Here is a 23,698-nt window from a genome sequence, read left to right on the forward strand (position 1 = left end):
ATCTAAAAGTGTAATCCATATAATAAGTATATTGAGGAATTGAAGATGACAAACAAACATTTAGTGCTACAAACAGATTTTGGATTACAGGATGGGGCTGTGAGTTCAATGCGTGGTGTCGCTTATGGTGTGGCGAATAACATTGTTGTTAGTGATTTAACGCATGGTATTACACCGTTTAATATTTTTGAAGGATCATTCCGTTTGTTCCAAACTTTTGATTATTGGCAGCCGGGTACAGTATTTGTCTCAGTTGTTGACCCTGGCGTTGGGTCAAAACGTTTGTCAGTTATTGCCAAAACAAAAACAGGTCATTATATTGTTACACCAGATAACGGTACATTGTCACATTTATTGTCTAATGATTTAATTGATAGTGTAAGAGTTATTGACGAAACGACACAACGTTTGCCAGGATCTGAAAAGTCGTCAACTTTTCATGGTCGAGATATTTATGCTTATAATGGGGCTAAATTAGCTAGCGGACAAGTTTCATTCGAAGACTTTACGAAAGAATTACCAGTTAGGGACTTAGTACGTTTGCCAATTACACCAGGCATTTACCAAGAAACGGTTTATGGGCAACCTCAGTTAGTTGGTAATATTGACATTACTGATGTAAACTTTGGTTCATTATGGTCGAATATTCCATTAAATGAGTTCGAAAAAATGAACTTACAGTACGGTGATACTTTACGTGTACAGATTAAGTGTGATGATAGTTTGTTATTTGATGAAGTATTGCCATATGTTCATACGTTTACTGATGTGAATCCGGGAGAACCTTTGATTTATATTGATTCAGTGTATACAGTGGCTCTTGGATTACACACAGGTAGTTTTGAGCAAACTTATCATGTGGGGGCCGGTCAAGGTTGGGCGGTCTCCTTAACAAAAGAAGTATAATGATATCAAAGGACAAGGAGAGAATTCATGAAAGAAAGTAATAAAAAAGCAGGTTTATCCGTTCGATCTGTCGTCGCAACTGGCATTGGTGCTGCAGTATTTTTCATTTTAATGAAATATATTGCAATTCCAACTGGCGTACCAAATACTAATGTGAATGTTGCTGAAGGTTGGTTGGCGCTTATTGCTGGTTTGTTCGGTCCAGTTGTTGGTTTCTTAGTTGGGATTATTGGGCATACACTTACGGATGCAACTTATGGAGCACCTTGGTGGTCATGGGTTCTAGCAGATGGTGTCTTTGGTCTATTGCTTGGATTCAGCAAACGTTTTCTGGATCTTGAGGGTGGTGATTTATCGACTAAAAAATTAGTTCAGTTTAATGTTTGGCAAGTCATTGCTAACGTTATTGCTTGGTTACTAGTTGCACCAATTGGTGATATATTGATATATAAGCAACCAGCTAACAAAGTTTTTTTGCAAGGAATAACTGCAACCATCGTTAATGTTTTATCAGTAGCTATTATTGGGTCAATTTTGTTAATAGCATATGTTAAATCACGTCCAAAAAAGAATTCATTACGTAGTGAATAAGTAGCTGTTAAGCTACGTACATAGGGGAAAACATGGTAGAACCATTTATTGATTTTCAACATGTAACATTTAAATATAATGCGCAATCTGAACCGACGTTACATGATGTGAGTTTTCAAATTTATCCTGGTGAGAAAGTGCTAATTGCAGGTGCATCTGGCTCGGGTAAGACGACGTTGTTACGACTACTGAATGGTTTAATACCACAAGCTTATCAAGGTGATGTTGAAGGTGAATTGAAAATAAATGGGAAAAACATTTTAAACCAATCATTATTTGATTTATCGCTCCAAGCGGGGACTGTGCTACAAGATTCTGATGCACAATTTGTTGGCATGACAGTGGCTGAAGATATTGCTTTTGCGCTTGAAAATGATAATCAACCCATTAAAGCAATTAAGGAAAAAGTAGTTAAGTGGGCAACGAGATTTGGTTTGAAGACGCGTTTAAACTTGGCTCCTCAATCATTGTCAGGTGGACAAAAACAACGCACTGCTATGGCTGGTGTTCTCGTTGATGAGGGTAAGTTGTTATTATTTGATGAGCCATTAGCTAGTCTGGATCCAGCAGCTGGGGCAGATGCTATGTCAGTCATTGATGAACTTCAGCAAGAACGTAATATGACTGTGATAGTGATTGAACATCGAATTGAAGAGGTTTTACGTGCCAATGTTGATCGTGTGATTGTTGTAGCTAACGGTAAAATTATCGCAAATGATAATCCAACTGCCATTATTCAGGCTGGAATATTGTCTGAAAATGGTTTAGATGAACCATTGTACGTTCAGTTATTACGTCGAGCTGGTGCGCCGGTCGATACGTTACCCAATGTAGCGAATATCGAACAAGTTGATGCTTCCGCATATAAACAACAGATTCAAGCAATAGCAGAACCAGTTCAATCACTGGTTCGCAATGGTAAACAACTAATTGTTAATAATCTAACGTTTTCTTACGATCATCAAGAACCGTTATTCAAAGATTTATCAACGACAATTCATGAAGGAGAAATACTAGGTATTGTTGGTAAAAATGGTTCGGGTAAGACAACATTATCCCATTTATTAACTGGTTTTTTAAAACCAAGTTCGGGTGATATACAGTTAAACGGTCGTTCGTTACTCGGTAACTCAATTAAGGAGCGAGCAGATCATATTGGCTATGTTTTACAAAATCCTAATCATATGATTACCAAATCAGTAGTTTTTGATGAGGTTGCAAGTGGCTTGAGACTGCGTAAAATTGATGAAGAAGAGGTAAATGAGCGAGTAAGGAAAATATTGCAGCTTGTTGATCTTGATGGTATGCGTAATTGGCCTATTTCAGCGTTGAGTTTTGGACAAAAGAAGAGGCTTACTATTGCGGCAGTCTTGGTATTGAAACCAGAAATTTTAATATTAGATGAGCCAACAGCTGGTCAAGATGCTACACACACGTCTCAGTTACTAAGTTTTTTGAAAAACATTAATGCATCCAATCATACAACAATTATTATCATTACACATGACATGCATTTACTAGCAAACTTTGTTCAACGTGCAGTAGTTATTGTTGACGGACAAATACTAGCTGACACAACACCTGCAGAACTATTAGCAAATGAAAAATTAGTTGAGGCAGCTAGTTTACGTACGACAAGCATTTATCGTTTAGCGCAACGACTGGACATTGCACATCCAGAAGAACTTAATGCGGCAATAAGGAAATAAAATGGATAACTCATTATTTGGCTATAAAGCAAGAGAAACTTGGATTAATCATACTACCGGTACTGCTAAATTAGTGGGCTTTTTAGCTTTGACAACAATTGGAATGATTTCCTATGACACACGTTTTTTAGTTGCTCTGACCATTTTATCATTCGCTTTAATCAAAATGGCGCACATTGAATACCAAGAATATGCACTTCTTTTACGGCTGGTACTATTTATTGGGTTAATTAATTTAGTGATGATTACAGTTTTGGCACCTCAATATGGGGTACAACTATATGGGACCAAACATATATTATTTGGTAGTGGTTGGTTCACAATAACAACCGAGCAACTGTTCTATGAAGCTAATCTTTTGTTAAAATATTTATTTTCATTTCCATTGGCAATCGTACTACTTTTTACTACCAATCCCAGTGAATTTGCAGCAGGACTAAATAAAATCGGTGTGCCATACAAGGTAGCATATGCTGTTGCAATAACATTACGTTATATTCCCGATGTACAAAGTGATTATCGAACAATTAGTTTAGCACAACAAGCACGTGGTTATGAGATATCAAAAAAATCTAACTTAATGAAGCGCATGAAAGGTATTGTGCAAATTATTTTACCTTTGGTATTTTCAAGCCTAAACCGAATTGATACAATCAGTCAAGCTATGGAGCTAAGACGTTTTGGTCGGTATAATAAACGCTCATGGTATCAAGAACAAAGTTTCTCTAAAAGTGATGTGGGGATGATCTTAGCCGCACTGTTTATTGTCATGATTGGTGTATTACTGTTTGTGACTAATGGAGGTCGAATGTGGAACCCTTTCAAATAACAGTTGAACAATGGCAACAAAAGGCGCAAACTTATAAATCTGAGTTATTGAGTGACTTGTTGCAGTTTTTAGCAATACCTTCTGTTTTAGATAAAACAACAGCTAATTTGCAGAAACCATTTGGAGATGGTATCGAAACAGCACTACAGTTTTTGGTAGATATTGGACGTAGAGATGGCTTTAAAGTTGAACGTGTTGCGGATAACATGGTTGTTGTGATTGATTATGGTCCGGATGATGCAACAGAAACGTTCGGGGTATTATCACATGTCGATGTGGTACCCGGCGGCGATGCATGGTCAATAACATTGCCGTTTAGTCCTAAAATTATCGGCAATCGTCTATATGGACGTGGATCACATGATATGAAAGCTGACTTGATTGCCAGTTATTACGCGCTTAAACAACTTAAGGATGCTGGTTTTCAACCACGAAAAAAAATTCGTTTAATTTTTGGCAGTGATGAGGAGTCAGATTGGCGTGATATGAAAGCATATTTAGAACAAGTGGGGGAACCAACGCTTGGCTTTTCTCCAGATGGTGCGTTTCCAGTTGTGCCTGGTGAAAAAGGTGTGTTGACTTTGTCTATTCAGTTTCAAGGAACGAGTCTGGGTGATTGGAAGTTACATCAGTTTAGAGCTGGTGAACGAGATAATGTTGTGCCTGGTACTGCAACTGCCGATGTTGAATTACCAAATGACGTTGACATTAATGGTTTTTTGGCTGCCTATGAGCAATATCTTAAAAACACACCAATGATTTCTGGTATTGGCCAATATGATGATGGGCATATCATGTTAACTCTTTATGGAAAATCTGCACATGGTGCTTACCCAGAGGACGGTTTAAATGCGGGCACTTATTTGGCGCGTTTTCTATTAGATTATCATTTTGATCAGCAAGCCCATGCCTTTTTAGAGTTTCTTGGCAGTACAAATCATAAGAATGTTTTTGGTGAAAAAATTGGATTGGTTTATCACGATGATATTATGGGTGATTTGACAGTAAACGTTGGCAAAATTTTATTTAAAGCTAATACTAATAGTGAAATCCGAATTAATTTTCGTTACCCAATAGGCATTACAGAAACTGCAATTTTAACACAAGTTCAACGTCATATGGGCGATTTAGATGCCAAAATATTTAAACAAGAGGCGTTTGGTACGCAACCACACATGGTAGATCTTAATGATCCAATCGTAACGACACTAGCTGATATTTATGCGCAACATACACATACTCAAAAAACTTATAAGATTTCTAATGGTGGATCGTATGCCCGCCTATTAAAACGTGGTGTGGCATTTGGTGGTCAATTTCCTGATGTACCAGTAATGAGTCATCAGCCAAATGAGTATGTATTAGTGGATAATATTCCTAAAACCCAAGCCATTTTTGCTCAAGGAATATATGAAATGACTCGTTGACATAACGAACCAATGTTCGTATACTTAAGAGTACGAATGTTTGTTTTAATTATGAAATACAACTGAGTAACATAGAGGTTAGAATCGTATTATAAATTACCAGTGAAAATAATTCTGATAAGTACTTGTAAAGTGTACCTATAATATAGTACAATTAGTAATTGTGAATGCACAATTTGTGCTATCACTCCTTGCAGCCAAGGCTGCCAGAGACCAAAAGGAGGAAATAAAATGGCTATATCATACGAAATGACTTATATTGTTCGCCCTGATTTGGATGCGGATGCTAAGAAGACTCTTGTAGAGCGCTTCGACGGAATCTTGACAGACAACGGTGCAACAATCCAAAAGTCAGCTGACTGGGCGACTCGTCGTTTTGCATACGAAATTGCTGGTTACCGTGAAGGTACATACCACATTATCAATTTTACTGCAGAAGACGATAAGGCTATCAACGAATTTGATCGTTTGGCAAAGATTTCTCAAGACATCTTACGTCATATGATCGTTAAGCGCGACGCAGAATAATTTAAATTTTCACTGGGAAAGGAGCGTTAATTATGATTAATCGAGTAGTATTAATTGGGCGATTGACCCGTGATGTTGAATTACGTTACACGCAATCCGGTGTAGCAGTCGGTACGTTTAGTTTGGCGGTTAACCGTCAGTTCACCAATGCAAGTGGTGAGCGTGAAGCTGACTTTATTAACGCTGTTATTTGGCGTAAAGCAGCCGAAAATTTTGCGAATTTCACTGGAAAAGGTGCGCTTGTTGCCATTGAAGGTCGTTTGCAGACAAGAAATTATGAAAATAACGCTGGCCAACGCGTTTATGTGACTGAAGTAGTTGCTGATAATTTCTCATTACTGGAATCTCGCGCTGAAAGTGAGAAACGTCGTTCCCAGAACGGTTCATCAACACTAAATAATGCTGGTGATAACTTTGGCGGTTCTAACGATCATTCGTTTGGTGGTAATGACAATTCATTTAGTGGCGTTGATCCCTTTGCAAGTGCGAGTTCAAACTCAAATGCGCAATCATCAGCTTCGTCCAATAGTGCCCCTAACCCGTTTGCGGCTAGTGGTAATACAGAAATTGATATATCAGATGATGATTTACCATTCTAAAATAAATTAAACATTACGAAAGGAGCTTCATTATGTCAGAACAAAACTCACGTCCACAAAATTCAGAACGTCCACAACGTTCACGTCGTCCACAAGGCGGCCCACGTCGTCGTCGTAAGGTTGATTTTATCGCTGCTAACCACATCGAATATATTGACTATAAGAACACTGAATTATTAGAACGTTTCATCTCAGAACGTGGTAAGATTTTGCCACGTCGTGTGACTGGTACTTCTGCAAAGAACCAACGCAAGGTAACTACTGCTATCAAGCGTGCACGTATCATGGCTTTGTTGCCATTCGTTACGGAAGATTAATTCCTAAAAGCCTGAGGCGGTTGCCTTAGGCTTTTTATTTTTCTGATAAAACGAAGATAATCGCCTGCCTTAGAGAAAAGGGATTATCATAATTAATATGACCACCCTGTGGTAAAATAGAGAGTATGATAGTTTAGAAGGAAGTAGCAAGTGAAACGTTTTTTTAGTTTTAAAAATTTACCGATATTCTTTCAAAATACCAAACTAAGCACAGTAGCAGTTTTATTGCTGGTTTCAAGTGTAATGAGTGTTATTTTCGCTATGCTTTTTAATGTGACCTTTGGTCTTATTTGGTTAGCGTTGGTAATTATTGGATTAGTTTTCAGTACGCAAGCCTTTAAAGAGGTGAGCGAGGACGCACAAGAATATCTATCTGGCTTAGGATACCGCATTGCACGTAGTGAACAAGAGGCGTTAATTAGAATGCCAATTGGCATTATTCTGCTGAATGAGGATAAGAAGATTGACTGGATTAATCCCTATATGCAAGCGTATCTCAATAAAAGAGATGTTTTAGGGTTGGAACTTTCAGAATTGGATGATAAGTTAGCCACAGAAATCAGCAGTTATGCAGATGCTTCTGAGACAAATACAATAACTTGGCAAGGTAAGCAGTTTTCCTTGTTTGTTCAGCAAAATTTACGCGTTATTTACTTGATGGACATTAGTGAGTATGCGGCAATTAGTCAAAAGTATGAAGACCATCAATTGTTTAGCGGTTTAATATCGGTTGATAACTATGAGGAAGTTACAGATGGTATGAGCGAATCTGAAACATCCACTTTAAGAACGTATGTTACGAGGGCTCTGTCTGATTGGGCGCTGGAGCATCACATTTACATCCGACGCTTAAATACAATTCATTATGTTATGTTTGGTTATCAGGCAGCACTTAAAGAAGCGGAAAAAGATAAGTTTAGTGTTTTAAAAGCTATTCGAGAAGCAACAGCCCAACAAAACTCACCTGTAACACTCTCTGTTGGTATAGCCTATGACGACACAGATATAAATAAGCTTGCTAAAATGGCACAGACCAATTTAGATTTAGCTCTAGGGCGTGGCGGAGACCAGGTTGTGGTTAAATCTGAGCATGCATCAGCACGTTTTTATGGTGGTGCTAGTAATCCTATGGAGAAGCGCACGCGTGTGCGTGCACGTATGGTATCACAAACCATTGCTGAATTGATGGAACAAGCTGACAATATTATGATTGTTGGACATGCTATGCCAGATTTAGACGCTGTTGGTTCTGGTTTGGGTGTGTGGCGTATGGCGCAAACTAAAAACAAACCGGCATTCTTAGTGTTAGACGAAAAGCATGTTTATAGTGATATTCAACTATTATTAGCAGAACTTCGTAAAAAGCCTGCGGAATTTGTAGCGCCTGGGTCGAATATTGGTGATTCGATTGTGGATGAATCTCGTGCCCTCAAATTAGTTAGAGATAACACTTTGTTGGTTTTAGTTGATCATGCAAAAGCTAGTATTTCTGGTGCGCCACAGTTATTAGAAAGATTAGCTAATCGAGTGGTAGTCATTGACCATCATCGTTTGGCCGAACAAGGGCTAGATGAAAAACCATTGATGTCATATATTGAGCCGTATGCTTCTTCTACTTCAGAATTAGTAGTTGAATTATTGCAATATCAAGATCAATCACATGCACCGATTACAAAATTAGAGTCTACAGCTATGCTGGGTGGTATACAGATTGATACTAAAAACTTCACTTTGCGCACAGGATCACGTACATTTGATGCGGCTAGTTATTTACGTGCAAATGGTGCTGATAGTAATTTGATTCAATCGTTTATGAAAGAAAAATTCTCCGATTTTAAATCGAGAAGTCATCTAGTCAATCTAGCAGAAATTCATGAAGGGAATGCGATTGCTGTAGGTGATCACAAGGATATTTATTCTGGATTACTGACAGCACAAGCAGCTGATGAATTGCTACAGATTAGTGGTGTATATGCATCATTTGTCATTACAAAGAGGCAAGATGGGCGAGTGGGTATTTCTGCTCGTTCAACTGGTGAACGTAACGTGCAACGTACTATGGAGGCTCTTGGAGGTGGTGGGCATTTATCTAATGCGGCAACTCAAATTGACAATGTAACAACGCAAGAAGCTAAACAAAAATTATTAAATGTCATTGCTGAACAAGCAGAGGACTGATAACATAGGGGATAAAAAATGAAAGTAGTATTTTTAGAAGACGTTAAAGGTCGTGGAAAAAAAGGTGAAGTTAAGGATGTGCCAGATGGCTATGCGAACAACTTCTTAATCAAAAATAAAAAGGCAGAACCTGCTACAGGTAGAAATCTGGGTGCGGTAAAAGGTCGCCAAAAAGCGGAAGAAAAAGCTGCTGCTGAGGAGTTGGCTGAGGCAAAAAAATTAGCAGAATTCTTTGCAAATGAGAAAACTGTCATTGAGTTAACCGGTAAGTCAGGTAAAGATGGGCGCCTATTTGGTGCAGTTTCAACCAAGCAGATTGCTGCTGCGTTAGAAAAACAGTATAAAATTAAGATTGATAAGCGAAAAATGGAGTTAAATCAACCAATACATGCACTTGGTTATACAGATGTACCAGTCAAGTTGCATAGAGAAGTGACGGCGCAAATGCGTGTTCATGTCAGTGAGGGTTAAATATGGATAATCCGGTATTAAATGAATATCGGCAAGTACCGCAAGATGGTGATGCTGAACGTGCAGTTCTCGGATCCATTTTTTTTGATGTTAAATCAGAGAATGCAATGGTCGAAGCTAGTGCAATATTGGTACCAGAAGATTTCAATAAGTTAGCCAACCAAACGATTTTTAAAGCAATGCAGGTTTTGGTTGATGAAAGTCGTCCGATTGACATTTTAACAGTACAAGATAAGTTAAACAGCATGCAACAACTAGAAAATGTTGGAGGTGTAGCTTATTTAGCAGAAATATCCGAATCGACTGCTTCATCGGCTAATTTGAAACATTATGCTAATATTGTACGTGAAAAATCAGTCTTACGTAAAATGATTGACACTTTAACACGCACGATGTCATTAGCTTATGATGCTGCCGAGCCTAGTGAAGATTTATTAGCACAATTGTCACGTACCATTGATACAATTGCAGAAAACCGAGGAGATGAAAATTTTCGAAGAATCAAAGATGTTTTGCAGGAGTATCAGGCTAATTTAGATGAAGCGGTAAAGAATGACAGTGACATTGTTGGGTTGTCCACCGGATATCCGGAAATGGATAAAATTACACATGGTTTTCGAAATGATCAAATGATTGTTTTTGGTGCACGTCCAGCTGTTGGTAAGACAGCCTTTGTGTTGAATATTGCTCGTAATGTCGCCAAGAATGAAAAAGTACCAGTAGTTATTTTTGAAATGGAGATGAGTTCCACGGATATTGTTGGCCGCTTGCTTGCCGGTGAAGGATCTATTGATTCTAGTCACTTAACTACAGGCCAAATGACACAAGAGGATTGGCAAGCGTTAACTTTAGCGATGCAATCATTAGCGCAAATGCAAATTTATATGGATGATACGGCGGGTATAAAGATTAATCAAATTAGTGCCAAACTTCATCAATTAGAACGTGATTTACTGAGTGATATGACACCCGAAGAGCGAGTTCAAAATCCCCATCCGATTGGTATGGTGGTGATTGATTATTTGGGATTGATTGAGTCTAATAATTCAGAAAGCAGACAACAGGCAGTGTCCGAAGTTTCACGAGCCATTAAAAAAATGGCAAAGGAGTTAAATACACCGATTATTGCCCTTGCTCAGTTAAGCCGAGGTGTTGAACAACGAACTGACAAGAGACCGGTTCTATCTGATTTACGTGACTCAGGTTCTATCGAACAAGATGCTGATGTGGTAGCCTTTTTGTATCGAGATGATTATTCTCGTGGCGACTCTGAAGATGGTGAAGGGGATCCGCGTGAAGAACAAGAAGCTGTGCCTATTGAAATTATATTTGAAAAGAATCGAGCAGGTGCTCGTGGTACAGCTACGTTAATGTTTAATAAGCCAACCTTTAAATTTAATGCTATGGCACCATTATATCGGGATGATATGAACGCTGGTGCACCAGATGTTAGTCCAGGATGGTAAGTAAAAGAGTATACAAAAAAACTGCATGCTATCATGCAGTTTTTTTATAATACGAACATTTTTCGATACGATCTAAAGATATTTATAAAAAATATAATATTTTAAATATATGAAAGATAAAATATTAGTACTTAAAATATATTGTTTCTGAAAAAGTAATGAGTATAAAATAAACACTACTATTTTTTATTTCTTTGAAATGGGTTGAAATAGTGGTTGTATAAAAATTTTTTTTGAATAAAACTATAATCAAAATGACGAACTATTTTTACTAAATTAATCATTATCGTTTCTTTTTAACCAAATTATAACTAGGAGTATATTATGGTAAATGATATACTAAAAACATTTATATGGGGAGAAAAAGTAATGAGATTAAAATTTTTATCTGGCTTATGGCCGGTTGTTTTGTGTGGAGTGCTTTTTACAAGTGGCAGTACGGTTATTTATGCGGATGTTCAAATTACGAACAATATAGATAACTATAGCAAACCAAACCTTGAGCCTGATTATCAAAAAACAAATCAAGATAATCGACAAGACATCGCAGTGCAGTTCTTAGGAATTAATGATTTACACGGTGGCTTGGAAACAACAGGTTCTGTAGATATTGGATCAAAAACATATGAAGATGCTGGAACTGTTGGACGTTTGGCGTCCTATTTAAATCAAGCCGAGTCACACTTTAAAAAAGTGACAAAATCTAGTAATAGTTTACGCATTGAAGCTGGTGATATGGTAGGAGCTGCGCCAGCAAATTCATCTTTATTGGCACATGAATCAACGATGCACGTGCTGCGGGCAATGAAATTCAAAATTGGCACTTTGGGCAATCATGAATTTGATCAAGGATTGCCAGCATTTAACCGTATACTGACTGGTGGTAAGCCAAGTAGTAGTGCTGATTCTTTAGTAAAAAAATATACACATTATTCGTCTGGAATTAACATCGTTGTAGCGAATGTAATTAACAAAAAAGACCATAAAATACCGTATGGCTACAAACCATATATGATTAAAACTGTGAAGCAAAATAACAAAACCGCTAAAATAGGTATTATTGGTTTGGAAACCTCTACACTATCAAGTTTGACACTGTATAAAAACTACAAAGATTATCAAATTTTAGATGAAGCAAAAACAATTGCAAAATATGATAAGATTTTACGTAAAAAAGGGGTTAATGCTGTTGTTGTCGTTGGGCATACTGGTGTACAAAGTAAAGATAACACTACAAGTGGTCCAACAGTAGATATTTTAAAGAAGCTTAATGATATTGATCCGGACAATAATGTTGGATTATATATTGCTGCACACTCTCATCAATATGCCAATGCACAAGTTGGTCATACTCATGTTGTACAGGCTGTATATACTGGAAAAGCCTATGATGATAGTTGGAGCTATATTAGTTCTAAAACAGGGAAATTCACCAAAGTATCGACGCATGTGTATCCAGTATTGTCGCACAAAGACGATGTAACAACCAAAGCTGATAAAAAAGTGGTTTCGATTGTAAAAAATGCGGATAAACTTGTTAAGGGAAAAGTGAATAATGTTATAGGATATGCAGGTGAGGCTGAGACTATTACTGGTCGATTACATAATAGTGCCACGATGGAAAATGAAGCAGGTGAGTTAGTTGCCGATGCCCAGTTATACGGTGCTCAAAAGGCCAACTTGAAACCTAATTTTGCGTTTACAAATACTGGTGGGGTTCGATCTGACTTAGCTGTGAAATCTAATAAAGCTATTACATGGGGATCAGCACTAGCTGTGCAGCCATTTGGCAATATCCTGCAGGTAGTTGAAATGTCAGGCAGTCAAATTCGCCAAGCGCTGAACGAACAATATGATGAAAATCAACAATATTATTTGCAGATAGCTGGTTTAACATATACTTATGAAAAAAATGATGATGAGAATCAGCCTTACACGGTTAAAAATATGTGGGATAGTAAGGGACAGTTAGTTTCAGATAATCAAACCTACCGTGTTGTTATTAATGATTTTTTACATGGTGCAGGTGATAATTTCTTTGCTTTTAAAAATACTAAAATCATTGGTGCAGTGGGAACAGATACAGATGTATTTATTAAATATATTAAAGCGATGACGAAAACCGACCATAAAGTAGTGGCACCAATTCTAAACAGAAAAAAACTTGTTGAATAAGTAAAAAGCCTTAGTCTGTCGGTTGAACTAAGGCTTTTTATAGCGTGTATTGTAATGTTGAAACAATTATAATAACTATTATATAAAATGGAACACCACGGCCAAAATTACGCCAATCAGTAGTGGACAAATTAAATCCCAGTAATAAGCTACAGATGATCACTATCACAATTATATTTTTAAGATATGAACCAGGAGTCCATACAAATTTCATGAGTATCAAAATAACACTAGAGACACCAACTACAGGTGCTACACTAATAAATGTATTTCCTAATTTTTGATAAAAACTATGTGGATTATACTCACGATTGACATAGCCTAGCACACCGTCATCACTAATTTGCCATAACCGAAACTCAAGAATATGATGTCGAAAAATAATGGCTACAATTAAGTGACTAACTTCATGCGTTATAACACCAAAAAAACTTAAAATAGCGGTAATTCTATAAGATGTATGTAGTGTTAACCATTGTGTTAAAAAGCCGGAAAGGAAACTAATAAACCAAGCGATGATGATTGGAATAACTAAGAAGTAGATGATATTGTGTGCTAACAATAATAAAAAATTACTCATGTTCTAGTAGGTCCGCAAACTGAGAATGTAGTAGGTTAACAATTTCCTTAGGATTAACTTTATCTGAGCGACCCAGTTCGCCGCCACTGACAAGAATGTGGGATTTTTCAGACGCCGTGTGGTCAAAATATATTGGAAAATGTTTATTTTGCCAGATACCTACAGGATTATTGGCACCATGAATGTAACCAGTAGTTTTTTGAAGATCCTTTAGTGGAAGCATTGCCACTTTTTTGTTACCAGAAATTATTGCTAATTTTTTCAGTGATAAGTGCTTTGTAATTGGCAAGACGGCAACAATTGGACCAGTCTTATCGCCATTTGCCGCTAATGTTTTGTAGATATCATCGTGTTTCACGTGAAACGTCTCAAGGATTACATCACGTTCAGCCGGCGTTTTATCTAATATATTGAGTTCGAGAGGTTCGTAGTTTATGTTATGTTTATCCATTACTTGTTCAGGTAATGTTTTTTTCATTTTCTTTTTACTCATGCCACTATTTTAACACAAATTGGGTCCACCAATACAATGACTGGTCAGACCAATGTGTGGTATACTAAATAACATTATGTCAGAAGCTATCTATGTGACCGTACAAGCGGATCTAAAACAAAAAATTTACCAAGGTGAATTTCCTAATTTAAAATTACCAGATGAACGTTCGTTAGCTGAACAATACGGTGTTTCACGTTCCTCAATTAAACGTGCATTGAATGTATTAGTCCAACAAGGTGTTATTTTTAAGAAGCGGGGAAGCGGTACTTTTGTTAACCCATTATATCTTAAAAATCATGCAATTTTCCAGCATGAGGGTTCAAACCTGGGTGTATCAGACTCATTTCGTGTTGACGGGCAAGCACCAAGTATTGAGTTGCTTGATTTTCAAGTCATTCCAGCAACACCGGAACAGCAGCAAGCACTTTTTCTCAACGACGGCGATTTTGTATATGAAATTAAACGGTTGCGTCGCTTGGAGGGAGTGCCGTTTATGATTGAACGTGGCTATGTACCCATTAATGTATTGCCTGGATTAAATAGAAGTATTGTATCTGGATCAGTCTATGAATACATTGAAAAAACGAAACACCGAACAGTAACAAAGTCATTTATGACTATTATGGCTGAGCCATCTAACCTTGAAGATCAGCAGTTACTTGAACTAAAAGCCAATGAGCCTGTTGGTATTATGGAAGGTATTTTTTTCATGGACGATGGGACACCTTTAGAATTTTCGACGATGCGCTTACATTATAAGTATCTCCGATACAACGCTTTTGTAAGCTTAGATTCTGAATGATACAAAATAATAAAGTTAATTGTTGGTTCAAGAACAAAGCGATTTATGATGAAAACTGCTTTGTTCTTGAATTTTTTGTTACTATAATAAAAATAAATTGGTGCGTTCCAATTGGTTTTAAAAACCAACCAAATTTTAAAAAGACATGACCCAATTAGGACTTTTCTCTTGAAGAAAAAAGTGTAATCGGTTATACTATAGGAGTAAATAACGGAAGAAGTTCGTGGTTTACAGTGTTTATTATTCTTGCAAAAAATAAGGAGTACTTAATCTCATGGCAGATTTCGATTCAAAAGAGTACTTAGAACTTGTTGATAAGTGGTGGCGTGCAACCAACTATTTGTCAGCAGGGATGATCTTCTTGAAGAGCAACCCATTGTTCTCTGTTACGAATACACCTATTAAGGCTGAAGATGTAAAAGTTAAGCCAATCGGACACTGGGGTACTATCTCAGGTCAGACATTCTTGTATGCACATGCTAACCGCTTGATCAACAAGTATGGTTTGAACATGTTTTACATCGGTGGTCCTGGTCACGGTGGCCAAGTTATGGTTACTAATGCTTACCTAGATGGCGCATATACTGAAGACTATCCTGAAATTACTCAAGATATCGAAGGTATGAGTCATTTGTTTAAGCGTTTCTCATTCCCTGGCGGTATTGGATCACACATGACTGCTCAAACACCAGGTTCATTGCATGAAGGTGGTGAATTGGGTTATTCATTGAGCCACGCTTTCGGTGCTGTTTTGGACAATCCTGACCAAGTTGCTTTTGCAGTTGTTGGTGATGGTGAAGCCGAAACAGGTCCATCAATGGCCTCATGGCATTCAATCAAGTTCTTGAATGCAAAGAATGATGGTGCTGTTTTGCCAATCTTGGATTTGAACGGATTTAAGATTTCAAACCCAACAATCTTCTCACGTATGAGTGATGAAGAAATCACAAAGTTCTTTGAAGGTTTGGGTTACTCACCTCGCTTCATCGAAAATGATGATATTCATGACTACGCCACTTATCACCAACTTGCAGCTAACGTTTTGGATCAAGCTATTGAAGATATTCAAGCTATTCAAAAAGATGCACGTGAAAACGATAAGTTCCAAGATGGTACAATCCCTGCATGGCCAGTAATTATTGCTCGCTTGCCAAAGGGTTGGGGTGGACCAACGCACGATGCAAGTAACAATCCTATTGAAAACTCATTCCGTGCGCACCAAGTACCATTGCCTCTTTCACAAAATGACCTTGCAACATTGCCTGAATTCGAAGACTGGATGAACTCATACAAGCCTGAAGAATTATTCAATGCTGATGGTTCTTTGAAGGATGAATTGAAAGCTATCGCTCCTAAGGGTGACAAGCGTATGTCAGCTAACCCTATTACAAATGGTGGTGCTGATCGTTCAGACTTGAAGTTGCCTAACTGGAGAGAATTCGCTAACGATATCAATGATGATACACGTGGTAAGGAATTTGCTGACAGCAAGCGCAACATGGACATGGCAACATTGTCAAACTATTTGGGTGCAGTTTCAAAATTGAACCCAACTCGTTTCCGCTTCTTCGGTCCTGATGAAACAATGTCAAACCGTTTGTGGGGATTGTTTGATGTAACACCACGTCAGTGGATGGAAGAAATCAAGGAACCACAAGACCAATTGTTGAGTCACACAGGTCGTATCATTGATTCACAATTGTCTGAACATCAAGCTGAAGGTTGGCTTGAAGGTTATACTTTGACTGGTCGTGTTGGAATCTTTGCGTCATACGAATCATTCTTGCGTGTTGTTGATACAATGGTTACGCAACACTTCAAGTGGTTACGTCACGCTTCAGAACAAGCATGGCGTAATGATTATCCATCATTGAACTTGATTGCAACTTCAACTGCATTCCAACAAGATCACAATGGATATACTCACCAAGATCCAGGTATGTTGACTCACTTGGCTGAAAAGAAGTCAAACTTCATTCGCGAATACTTGCCAGCTGATGGTAACTCATTGTTGGCTGTTCAAGAACGTGCCTTCTCAGAACGTCATAAGGTTAACTTGTTGATTGCTTCTAAACAACCACGTCAACAATGGTTTACAGTTGAAGAAGCTGATGTATTAGCAAACGAAGGTTTGAAGATCATTGATTGGGCTTCTACTGCACCTTCTGGCGATGTTGACATTACATTTGCATCTGCTGGTACTGAACCAACAATTGAAACTTTGGCTGCGTTATGGTTGATTAACCAAGCATTCCCAGAAGTTAAGTTCCGCTATGTGAACGTTGTTGAATTACTACGTTTGCAAAAGAAGTCAGAACCTAACATGAATGACGAACGTGAATTATCACCTGAAGAATTTAACAAGTACTTCCAAGCTGATACACCAGTTATCTTTGGTTTCCATGCTTACGAAAACTTGGTTGAATCATTCTTCTTCGAACGTAAGTTCACTGGTGATGTATACGTGCATGGTTATCGTGAAGATGGTGACATCACAACGACATATGACATGCGTGTATATTCACACTTGGATCGCTTCCATCAAGCTAAGGAAGCTGCTGAAATTTTGTCTGCAAATGGTAAGATTGACCAAGCTGCTGCTGATACATTTATCGCTAAGATGGATGACACGTTGGCAAAGCACTTTGAGGTTACTCGTAATGAAGGTCGTGATATCGAAGAATTCACTGACTGGAACTGGTCACCACTTAAGTAATTTACAGGTTACTTTGTCAAAAACCAACTATTATTTTAATAGTTGGTTTTTTATTGTGAAAATAACTGCGCAATAAATAAGATGAAATAATTAGAGAAAAAAGTAAGTTATGGAAAATTCTATTTGTTTAGAAATTAGATGATTTTTAGAAAAATAATAAAAGCCCCTGATTAGCTAGCTAATCAGGGGCTTTTAAAAATCACCGTATCAGCTGCTCATAGTCTGAAATGACAAATGAGCAGAATAAATATCAGCTCATTGTCATTAAGAAATACTGACAATGATGCTGCGAATGAGTTGATTATTTACTGACATGGTTTTATTCATAGCATTTTCTCCAAATGTTTATTTGAATTAATTAAAACATATATATAATTTCAAGTCAAGTTCACATTTTAATTTCATAAATCAGCTGGATATACGGCAATTCTGTGATTTGATATGGGTATGATTTTAATTGGTTTAGGATAAAATTTTGAGAGTAGTGACTCAGTCAATATCTCACTACGATTCCCCTGTGCAAAAATTTGGCCATGTTTAAGTAGCATTACATTTTGAAAAATCGGCAAAATTTCCTCGGTGTAGTGCGAAACAAATAATAAAGTTGGATGATTAGGTAGTTTTGCAAGTTTATTAATTTGCACTAATAATGATTCGCGAGCAAATAAGTCTAGACCATTGCAGGGTTCGTCAAGTATAAGTAACTCAGGATTACCCAGGAGAGCTCTTGCAATTAAAACTAATTGACGTTGACCTTGTGATAAAACTCGATATTGTTTATTGATTAGCTCAGATCCGCCTAATTTTTCTAGTAAGTTAATGGCTTCGTTCAAATCACTTTGTTCAAAATCGTTATGAATACCAATCGTACCGAACTTTCCACTTAAAACAATATATTGCGCTAAATGGTGTTCTGGGAATTGTGATTGAATAGCCGTAGAAATTAAGCCAATCCTTTTTTTAAGTTCTAGGACGTTAGTTTTTCCAAATGTTTCTCCGAGGACGTTGACCTTGCCAGTAGTAGCCCAATAGTCACCATAAAGCAATGACAATAATGTTGTTTTACCGGCACCGTTCAAACCCATCAATACCCAATTTTCGCCTTTTTTTAGAGTCCAATTGATATTTTGCAATATCATTTTTTCTCGTTCAAATGAAACGTTTTTCATTGATAATACTGCGTTTTCTGTCATATAACTATTCTCCTTTAGATTAAAAATAAATGAATAAACACATTTATAATATCATTTTTATAAATTATCAACTGTCTCAATTAACTGAAATATTCCGTTATTATATATCTAGAAATATTCCAAAGTTATATATTGTATTTTTAAACACTGATATAACAAAGATTATGAAGGGATTGATTGATGTTTTTTATATTTATCAAGTTGACATCATTAATTCGATTTGTCACAATACACTTGTTGCTTTGTTAATCGAAATCTAATTTTACTAATTTTCGAGGTGGCTGATAATTTTAAGAAGGGAGTAAACTATGAAAAATGTAGTATTAACCGAAAGTAAGAATGGTGCAGAGATACTACTAGATTCTTTAGAGAAAGCAGGTGTTGATAGTCTCTTCGGTTATCCTGGCGGGGCAGTTATACCACTATATGATGCGCTATATGAATCGAGTATCAAACATATACTTGTTCGCCATGAACAGGCAGCTTCGCATGCTGCAGAAGGCTATGCAAAGGCCACAGGGAAGCCAGGGGTTGTGCTAGTCACCTCAGGACCAGGGGCAACAAATACAGTTACTGGAATTGCAGATGCCTTTTGCGATTCAGTTCCATTAGTGGTTATATCTGGTCAAGTAGGTTCAGCAGCTATTGGTTCAGATGCCTTTCAAGAGTTAGATATTTTGTCTATAACAAGTTCTATAACTAAGATGAGTTATCAAGTTAGAACAGTTAGCGAATTACCATTAATTGTTGAAGAAGCATTTAAGGTCGCAGTCTCTGGTAGACCCGGACCGGTGCTAATTGATTTACCGAAAAGTGTTATGTTGGCAAAAAATGATGAAAATAATCATGCTAATACATTCTTCCACCAAATTGATAATGCTAAACCTGTTGTTGATACTGTTAAGGTACGCCAATTAGTAGCAGCTTTGTCTAAAGCTCGTCAGCCACTTATTATTGCTGGGGCAGGGGTTTTGAAATCAAATGCACAAGAATTATTACGAATACTAATGCACCGTTATCATATACCAGTTGTGTCGACATTATTAGGATTGGGTGCTGTTGATTCTGATGATCAACTGTTCTTGGGAATGGTTGGTATGCATGGGTCTGTTACAGCTAATACAGCAATCGATCAAGCAGATTTTATTTTGAATATTGGTTCAAGGTTTGACGATCGTGTTGTGACAAATGTAGACGATTTTGGGAAAAATGCAATAATTGCCCATGTTGATATTGATGCAACAGAGTTAGAAAAAGTATTGTCGACAACTTATGCTATTCACGCTAGTGCTGATGATGCTTTAAATGCTATTCTTTCTGAATTGAAGAATATAACGATGACTGATACATCAGCATGGCAAAATTTGAACCAGCACGCTAAAGGTGAATCAACTTTTCACTATCATAAGTTGCAAACTGCTATCATGCCTCAAGAAGTAATTCAAGCCGTTGGTGAAATTACCGAGGGGAATGCGATAGTAGTAACAGATGTTGGGCAACATCAGATGTGGGCAGCACAATTTTATCCATTCAAGCATAATTACCAAATGATAACTTCTGGCGGTTTAGGAACAATGGGGTATGGACTACCTGCAGCTATTGGGGCCAAATTTGCTAGGCGAGAAAAAGAAGTTGTGCTCTTTGTCGGTGATGGCGGGTTCCAAATGACATCGGAAGAACTAGCTATTTTGAATGATAATAATTTAAACATTAAAATTGTTATGTTTAATAACCATTCACTGGGCATGGTTAGACAATGGCAAACATTGTTTTTTGACGGTCGATTGTCTAATACAGTTTTCAAGTCGCAACCACGATTTGATCAACTAGCACAGGCATATGATATTCACTATGCTCGGATTGATAATCCGAATAGTATGTTTGAAGAGTTGCAGAAAGCTTTTGACTCAGATAGGTCAATTCTTATTGAAGTAACAATTCCTGATGATGTAAAAGTTTTGCCAATGGTTAACGCTAGCGCACCATATCGGGATATGATTACTGAGGAGGAAGCTTAATGGATAAGACATTGATAACACGTGTGTATAATAGACCAGGTTTGCTGGTTAGATTTGCGAGTGTGTTAACTCGCTTAAATTTGAACATTAAGTCGTTGATGGTCACACCTGATGAAGATCAAAAAATTTCTACGATTTCATTTATTTTTGAATCTGAAGACGAAAAACAAACGGCAACAGTTCGACGGAATTTATTAAAACAATTAGATGTATTAGCAGTAAATGATGGCTTTTGCCATTATTAATCAAAAAGAATTTAAAATCATGGAGGATTTTACTATGGCTACAAAGATGTTTTATGACAAGGATATTGATACAGCACCATTAGAAGGAAAAAAGATTGCTGTTATTGGTTATGGTGCTCAAGGACATGCTCAAGCGAATAACTTACGAGATTCAGGATTTGATGTCATCATGGGTTTGCGTCCAGGAAAGTCTTTTGATAGCGCTAAAAAAGATGGGTTTGAAGTTTATTCAGCAGCAGAAGCTACGGCTCAAGCAGATATTATCATGATGGAAACACCAGATGAATTGCAAGCTTCTGTTTGGGAGAAAGAAGTGGAACCTAACATTAAAGCTGGTTCATATCTTGGATTTTCTCATGGGTTTAACATTGTGTATGGTTTGATTAAGCCAAATGCTGACATTAATGTCATGATTATTGCACCTAAGGGTCCCGGTAACATTGAACGTCGTCAATTCGTTGAAGGTGGTGGTATTCCTTCTTTGTATGGTGTACAGCAAGATCCCACTGGTGACACAGCTGACGTTGCCAAAGCTTATGCTAAAGGTATCGGTTCAGGTCGCGCAGGTATTTTGGAAACAAGTTTTGAAGAAGAAACAACTGAAGATTTATTCGGTGAACAAGCTGTTCTTTGTGGTGGTTTGACACAGTTGATTGAAGCAGGATTTAACACATTAGTTGAAGCTGGTTATTCACCAGAATTGGCTTACTTTGAAACATCACATGAAATGAAGATGATTGTCGATTTGATTTTCGAAGGCGGTTTCGAAAAGATGAGACACGATTGCTCAAACACTTGTGAATACGGTGAAATGTTGAATGGTCCACGTATCATTACTGAAGAATCAAAGCAGGGAATGCGTGATGTTTTGAAAGATATCCAAGATGGTACCTATGCAAGGCAATGGTTGGCTGAATACAATTCTGGTTTGAAAGATTTGGAAAAGAAGCGTACAGAGTATAAGAGTGGTTTGTACGAACAAACTGGTAAGAAGGTTCGTGCGATGATGCCATGGATTTCAGATGCTGATAAGTATTCAACAGCAGCAGATACTGAACAGTTTTCAGTAGCAAAGTAATCACATGAGAAGCATTTTCTGAAAGGTAATGCTTTTCGTACATAAAATGAATTAGTAATCGGAGATGAATTATATGACAACTGTGGAAAAGCTAACAGCTGAAGAAATAGAAGAAGCAAATCGAGTCTTATCAAAAGTAGTAACGCATACGCCATTGGTATATGATGATTATTTGTCAAAAAAATACAAAGCAGATATTTATCTTAAAAGAGAAGACATGCAACGGGTACGTTCTTTTAAAATCCGCGGAGCCTACTATAATATCATTCAGACAGAGAAAGAAAAGCTAAATAATGGCGTTGTTGCTGCATCAGCTGGAAACCATGCACAAGGCGTAGCTGATACTTGTCATAATTTAAAAATACAAGCAACTATTTTTATGCCTGTAACTACGCCGAATCAAAAAGTTGAAGCTGTTAAACGTTTTGGTAGTCAATACGTGACAATTATTCTAGTAGGAGATACGTTTGATGAGGCGCAAAGTGCTGCATTTGAATATACTAAAAAACATAATATGTTTTTTGTGGCTCCTTTTGATGATCGTCGCACAATGGCTGGACAAGGCACAGTGGCTGTTGAAATATTTGAAGATGCTGCAGACAAAAATATTAATGTTGACTATTTGATTGCTTCCGTTGGTGGTGGTGGATTGATTGGTGGGTTGTCGACTTACACGAAGAAAGTATCACCACAAACAACAGTGGTTGGAGTAGAACCGCAAACTGCACAATCAATGCAAGCTGCTTTCCAAGCAAAAAGGCCAATAACTGTTGACCATATTGATCATTTTGTTGACGGTGCTGCCGTTGCACGTGTTAGCCAATTTACCTACAATCAAGCACAACAGTATGTTGACAAATTACTAGGCATTCCAGAAGGTAAAGTGGCTCAGTCAGTTCTGGATTTATATACTTATGAAGCAATTGTAGCTGAGCCAGCAGGAGCAATGCCGATAGCTAGTTTAGATTTTATGGCCGATGATATCGTTGAAAAAACTGTAGTTTTGGTTATCTCGGGCGGAAACAACGATATTGGTCGTATGCAAGAAATGGAACAGAAAGCGCTGATGTATAAAGGACGTCAACAGTTTTATTTGGTTGAATTCCCTCAGCGACCAGGAGCGTTACGTCAATTTGTAAACAATGTTTTGGGTCCCAAGGACGATATTACTCGTTTTGAGTATACAAAAAAATTAAATTCTGAGATGGGTTCTGTTATGGTAGGTGTCTTATTAGGTGCAGAAACAAATGTTGATGACCTAACAGAACGCTTGGCAGCGTTCTTTCCAAAATATATTAACCTGCAAGAGAACACGGTACTGTTTAATATGCTTGTTTAGGCAAAGAAAAAAACTTGATTTATTTCAAATCAAGT

General features: G+C 37.4%; 21 protein-coding genes. 18 read left to right on the plus strand and 3 right to left on the minus strand.

Features of this window, described 5'->3' with window-relative positions; translation table 11 throughout:
- The first annotated feature begins 45 nt into the window (after nt 1–45).
- The 12 genes from ESZ47_RS07350 (at nt 46) to ESZ47_RS07405 (ending at nt 13,196) form a co-directional block, all read left to right on the plus strand.
- Nucleotides 46–906 carry an SAM hydrolase/SAM-dependent halogenase family protein gene (locus tag ESZ47_RS07350; RefSeq protein ID WP_148606176.1) on the plus strand — a complete coding sequence of 287 codons (861 nt, stop codon included), beginning with the start codon at nt 46–48 and terminating at the stop codon, nt 904–906.
- A gap of 27 nt (nt 907–933) precedes the next feature.
- Nucleotides 934–1,497 carry an ECF-type riboflavin transporter substrate-binding protein gene (locus ESZ47_RS07355; protein ID WP_148606178.1) on the plus strand — a complete coding sequence of 188 codons (564 nt, stop codon included), beginning with the start codon at nt 934–936 and terminating at the stop codon, nt 1,495–1,497.
- A 32-nt stretch (nt 1,498–1,529) separates the two neighbouring features.
- The gene (locus ESZ47_RS07360) at nt 1,530–3,206 is read left to right on the plus strand and encodes an ABC transporter ATP-binding protein (protein WP_148606180.1); all 1,677 of its coding nucleotides are present in this window, start codon (nt 1,530–1,532) and stop codon (nt 3,204–3,206) included.
- A 1-nt stretch (nt 3,207) separates the two neighbouring features.
- Nucleotides 3,208–4,035 (plus strand): energy-coupling factor transporter transmembrane component T family protein, encoded by an 828-nt coding sequence (locus ESZ47_RS07365; RefSeq protein ID WP_148606182.1) that lies wholly within the window; start codon nt 3,208–3,210, stop codon nt 4,033–4,035.
- Nucleotides 4,032–5,462, plus strand: coding sequence for a dipeptidase PepV (gene pepV, locus ESZ47_RS07370; protein ID WP_148606382.1), 1,431 nt, complete (start codon nt 4,032–4,034; stop codon nt 5,460–5,462). Before ESZ47_RS07365 ends, pepV begins: the two co-directional genes overlap by 4 nt.
- A gap of 231 nt (nt 5,463–5,693) precedes the next feature.
- A complete protein-coding gene (gene rpsF, locus ESZ47_RS07375) occupies nt 5,694–5,990 on the plus strand; it encodes a 30S ribosomal protein S6 (RefSeq protein WP_148606183.1) in 297 nt (98 codons plus the stop codon).
- Between the two features lie 32 nt (nt 5,991–6,022).
- The gene (gene ssb, locus ESZ47_RS07380; protein ID WP_148606185.1) at nt 6,023–6,589 is read left to right on the plus strand and encodes a single-stranded DNA-binding protein; all 567 of its coding nucleotides are present in this window, start codon (nt 6,023–6,025) and stop codon (nt 6,587–6,589) included.
- A gap of 32 nt (nt 6,590–6,621) precedes the next feature.
- The gene (rpsR, locus tag ESZ47_RS07385; RefSeq protein ID WP_004911134.1) at nt 6,622–6,906 is read left to right on the plus strand and encodes a 30S ribosomal protein S18; all 285 of its coding nucleotides are present in this window, start codon (nt 6,622–6,624) and stop codon (nt 6,904–6,906) included.
- Between the two features lie 150 nt (nt 6,907–7,056).
- On the plus strand, nt 7,057–9,084 hold the full coding sequence (locus ESZ47_RS07390; RefSeq protein WP_148606186.1) for a DHH family phosphoesterase: 2,028 nt from the start codon (nt 7,057–7,059) through the stop codon (nt 9,082–9,084).
- Nucleotides 9,085–9,102: 18 nt separating this feature from the next.
- Nucleotides 9,103–9,555, plus strand: coding sequence for a 50S ribosomal protein L9 (gene rplI, locus ESZ47_RS07395; protein ID WP_148606188.1), 453 nt, complete (start codon nt 9,103–9,105; stop codon nt 9,553–9,555).
- Between the two features lie 2 nt (nt 9,556–9,557).
- The gene (gene dnaB / locus ESZ47_RS07400) at nt 9,558–11,021 is read left to right on the plus strand and encodes a replicative DNA helicase (RefSeq protein WP_148606190.1); all 1,464 of its coding nucleotides are present in this window, start codon (nt 9,558–9,560) and stop codon (nt 11,019–11,021) included.
- 369 nt (nt 11,022–11,390) lie between these two features.
- Complete coding sequence (locus tag ESZ47_RS07405; RefSeq protein WP_148606191.1) at nt 11,391–13,196, plus strand: bifunctional metallophosphatase/5'-nucleotidase; 1,806 nt, start codon at nt 11,391–11,393, stop codon at nt 13,194–13,196.
- Between the two features lie 37 nt (nt 13,197–13,233).
- Here ESZ47_RS07405 and ESZ47_RS07410 read toward each other — a convergent pair whose 3' ends face one another.
- Together ESZ47_RS07410 and ESZ47_RS07415 are read right to left on the minus strand one after the other, a co-directional pair.
- Nucleotides 13,234–13,776 (minus strand): hypothetical protein, encoded by a 543-nt coding sequence (locus tag ESZ47_RS07410; protein ID WP_148606193.1) that lies wholly within the window; start codon nt 13,774–13,776, stop codon nt 13,234–13,236.
- Nucleotides 13,769–14,269, minus strand: coding sequence for an aminoacyl-tRNA deacylase (locus ESZ47_RS07415; RefSeq protein WP_148606195.1), 501 nt, complete (start codon nt 14,267–14,269; stop codon nt 13,769–13,771). Before ESZ47_RS07415 ends, ESZ47_RS07410 begins: the two co-directional genes overlap by 8 nt.
- 76 nt (nt 14,270–14,345) lie before the next feature.
- Between ESZ47_RS07415 and ESZ47_RS07420 the strand changes: the two genes are divergently transcribed.
- Both ESZ47_RS07420 and ESZ47_RS07425 read left to right on the plus strand, forming a co-directional pair.
- On the plus strand, nt 14,346–15,074 hold the full coding sequence (locus ESZ47_RS07420) for a GntR family transcriptional regulator (RefSeq protein WP_148606196.1): 729 nt from the start codon (nt 14,346–14,348) through the stop codon (nt 15,072–15,074).
- 274 nt (nt 15,075–15,348) lie between these two features.
- Complete coding sequence (locus ESZ47_RS07425) at nt 15,349–17,790, plus strand: phosphoketolase family protein (protein WP_148606198.1); 2,442 nt, start codon at nt 15,349–15,351, stop codon at nt 17,788–17,790.
- Between the two features lie 401 nt (nt 17,791–18,191).
- Here the strand turns inward: ESZ47_RS07425 and ESZ47_RS07430 are convergent, their stop codons facing one another.
- Complete coding sequence (locus tag ESZ47_RS07430) at nt 18,192–18,983, minus strand: ABC transporter ATP-binding protein (RefSeq protein WP_148606200.1); 792 nt, start codon at nt 18,981–18,983, stop codon at nt 18,192–18,194.
- Between the two features lie 308 nt (nt 18,984–19,291).
- Between ESZ47_RS07430 and ilvB the strand changes: the two genes are divergently transcribed.
- From ilvB to ilvA, 4 genes are all read left to right on the plus strand, one after another.
- Nucleotides 19,292–21,001, plus strand: coding sequence for a biosynthetic-type acetolactate synthase large subunit (gene ilvB, locus ESZ47_RS07435; RefSeq protein WP_148606202.1), 1,710 nt, complete (start codon nt 19,292–19,294; stop codon nt 20,999–21,001).
- The gene (locus ESZ47_RS07440; protein WP_148606203.1) at nt 21,001–21,246 is read left to right on the plus strand and encodes an acetolactate synthase small subunit; all 246 of its coding nucleotides are present in this window, start codon (nt 21,001–21,003) and stop codon (nt 21,244–21,246) included. The genes ilvB and ESZ47_RS07440 overlap by 1 nt, the downstream gene beginning before the upstream one ends.
- On the plus strand, nt 21,227–22,324 hold the full coding sequence (gene ilvC / locus ESZ47_RS07445; protein WP_341872649.1) for a ketol-acid reductoisomerase: 1,098 nt from the start codon (nt 21,227–21,229) through the stop codon (nt 22,322–22,324). The genes ESZ47_RS07440 and ilvC overlap by 20 nt, the downstream gene beginning before the upstream one ends.
- 73 nt (nt 22,325–22,397) lie before the next feature.
- Nucleotides 22,398–23,663 carry a threonine ammonia-lyase IlvA gene (gene ilvA / locus ESZ47_RS07450; RefSeq protein WP_148606205.1) on the plus strand — a complete coding sequence of 422 codons (1,266 nt, stop codon included), beginning with the start codon at nt 22,398–22,400 and terminating at the stop codon, nt 23,661–23,663.
- Nucleotides 23,664–23,698 lie beyond the last annotated feature (35 nt).

The sequence above is a fragment of the Leuconostoc litchii genome, from assembly GCF_008107645.1.
Classification (GTDB): Bacteria; Bacillota; Bacilli; order Lactobacillales; family Lactobacillaceae; genus Leuconostoc; species Leuconostoc litchii.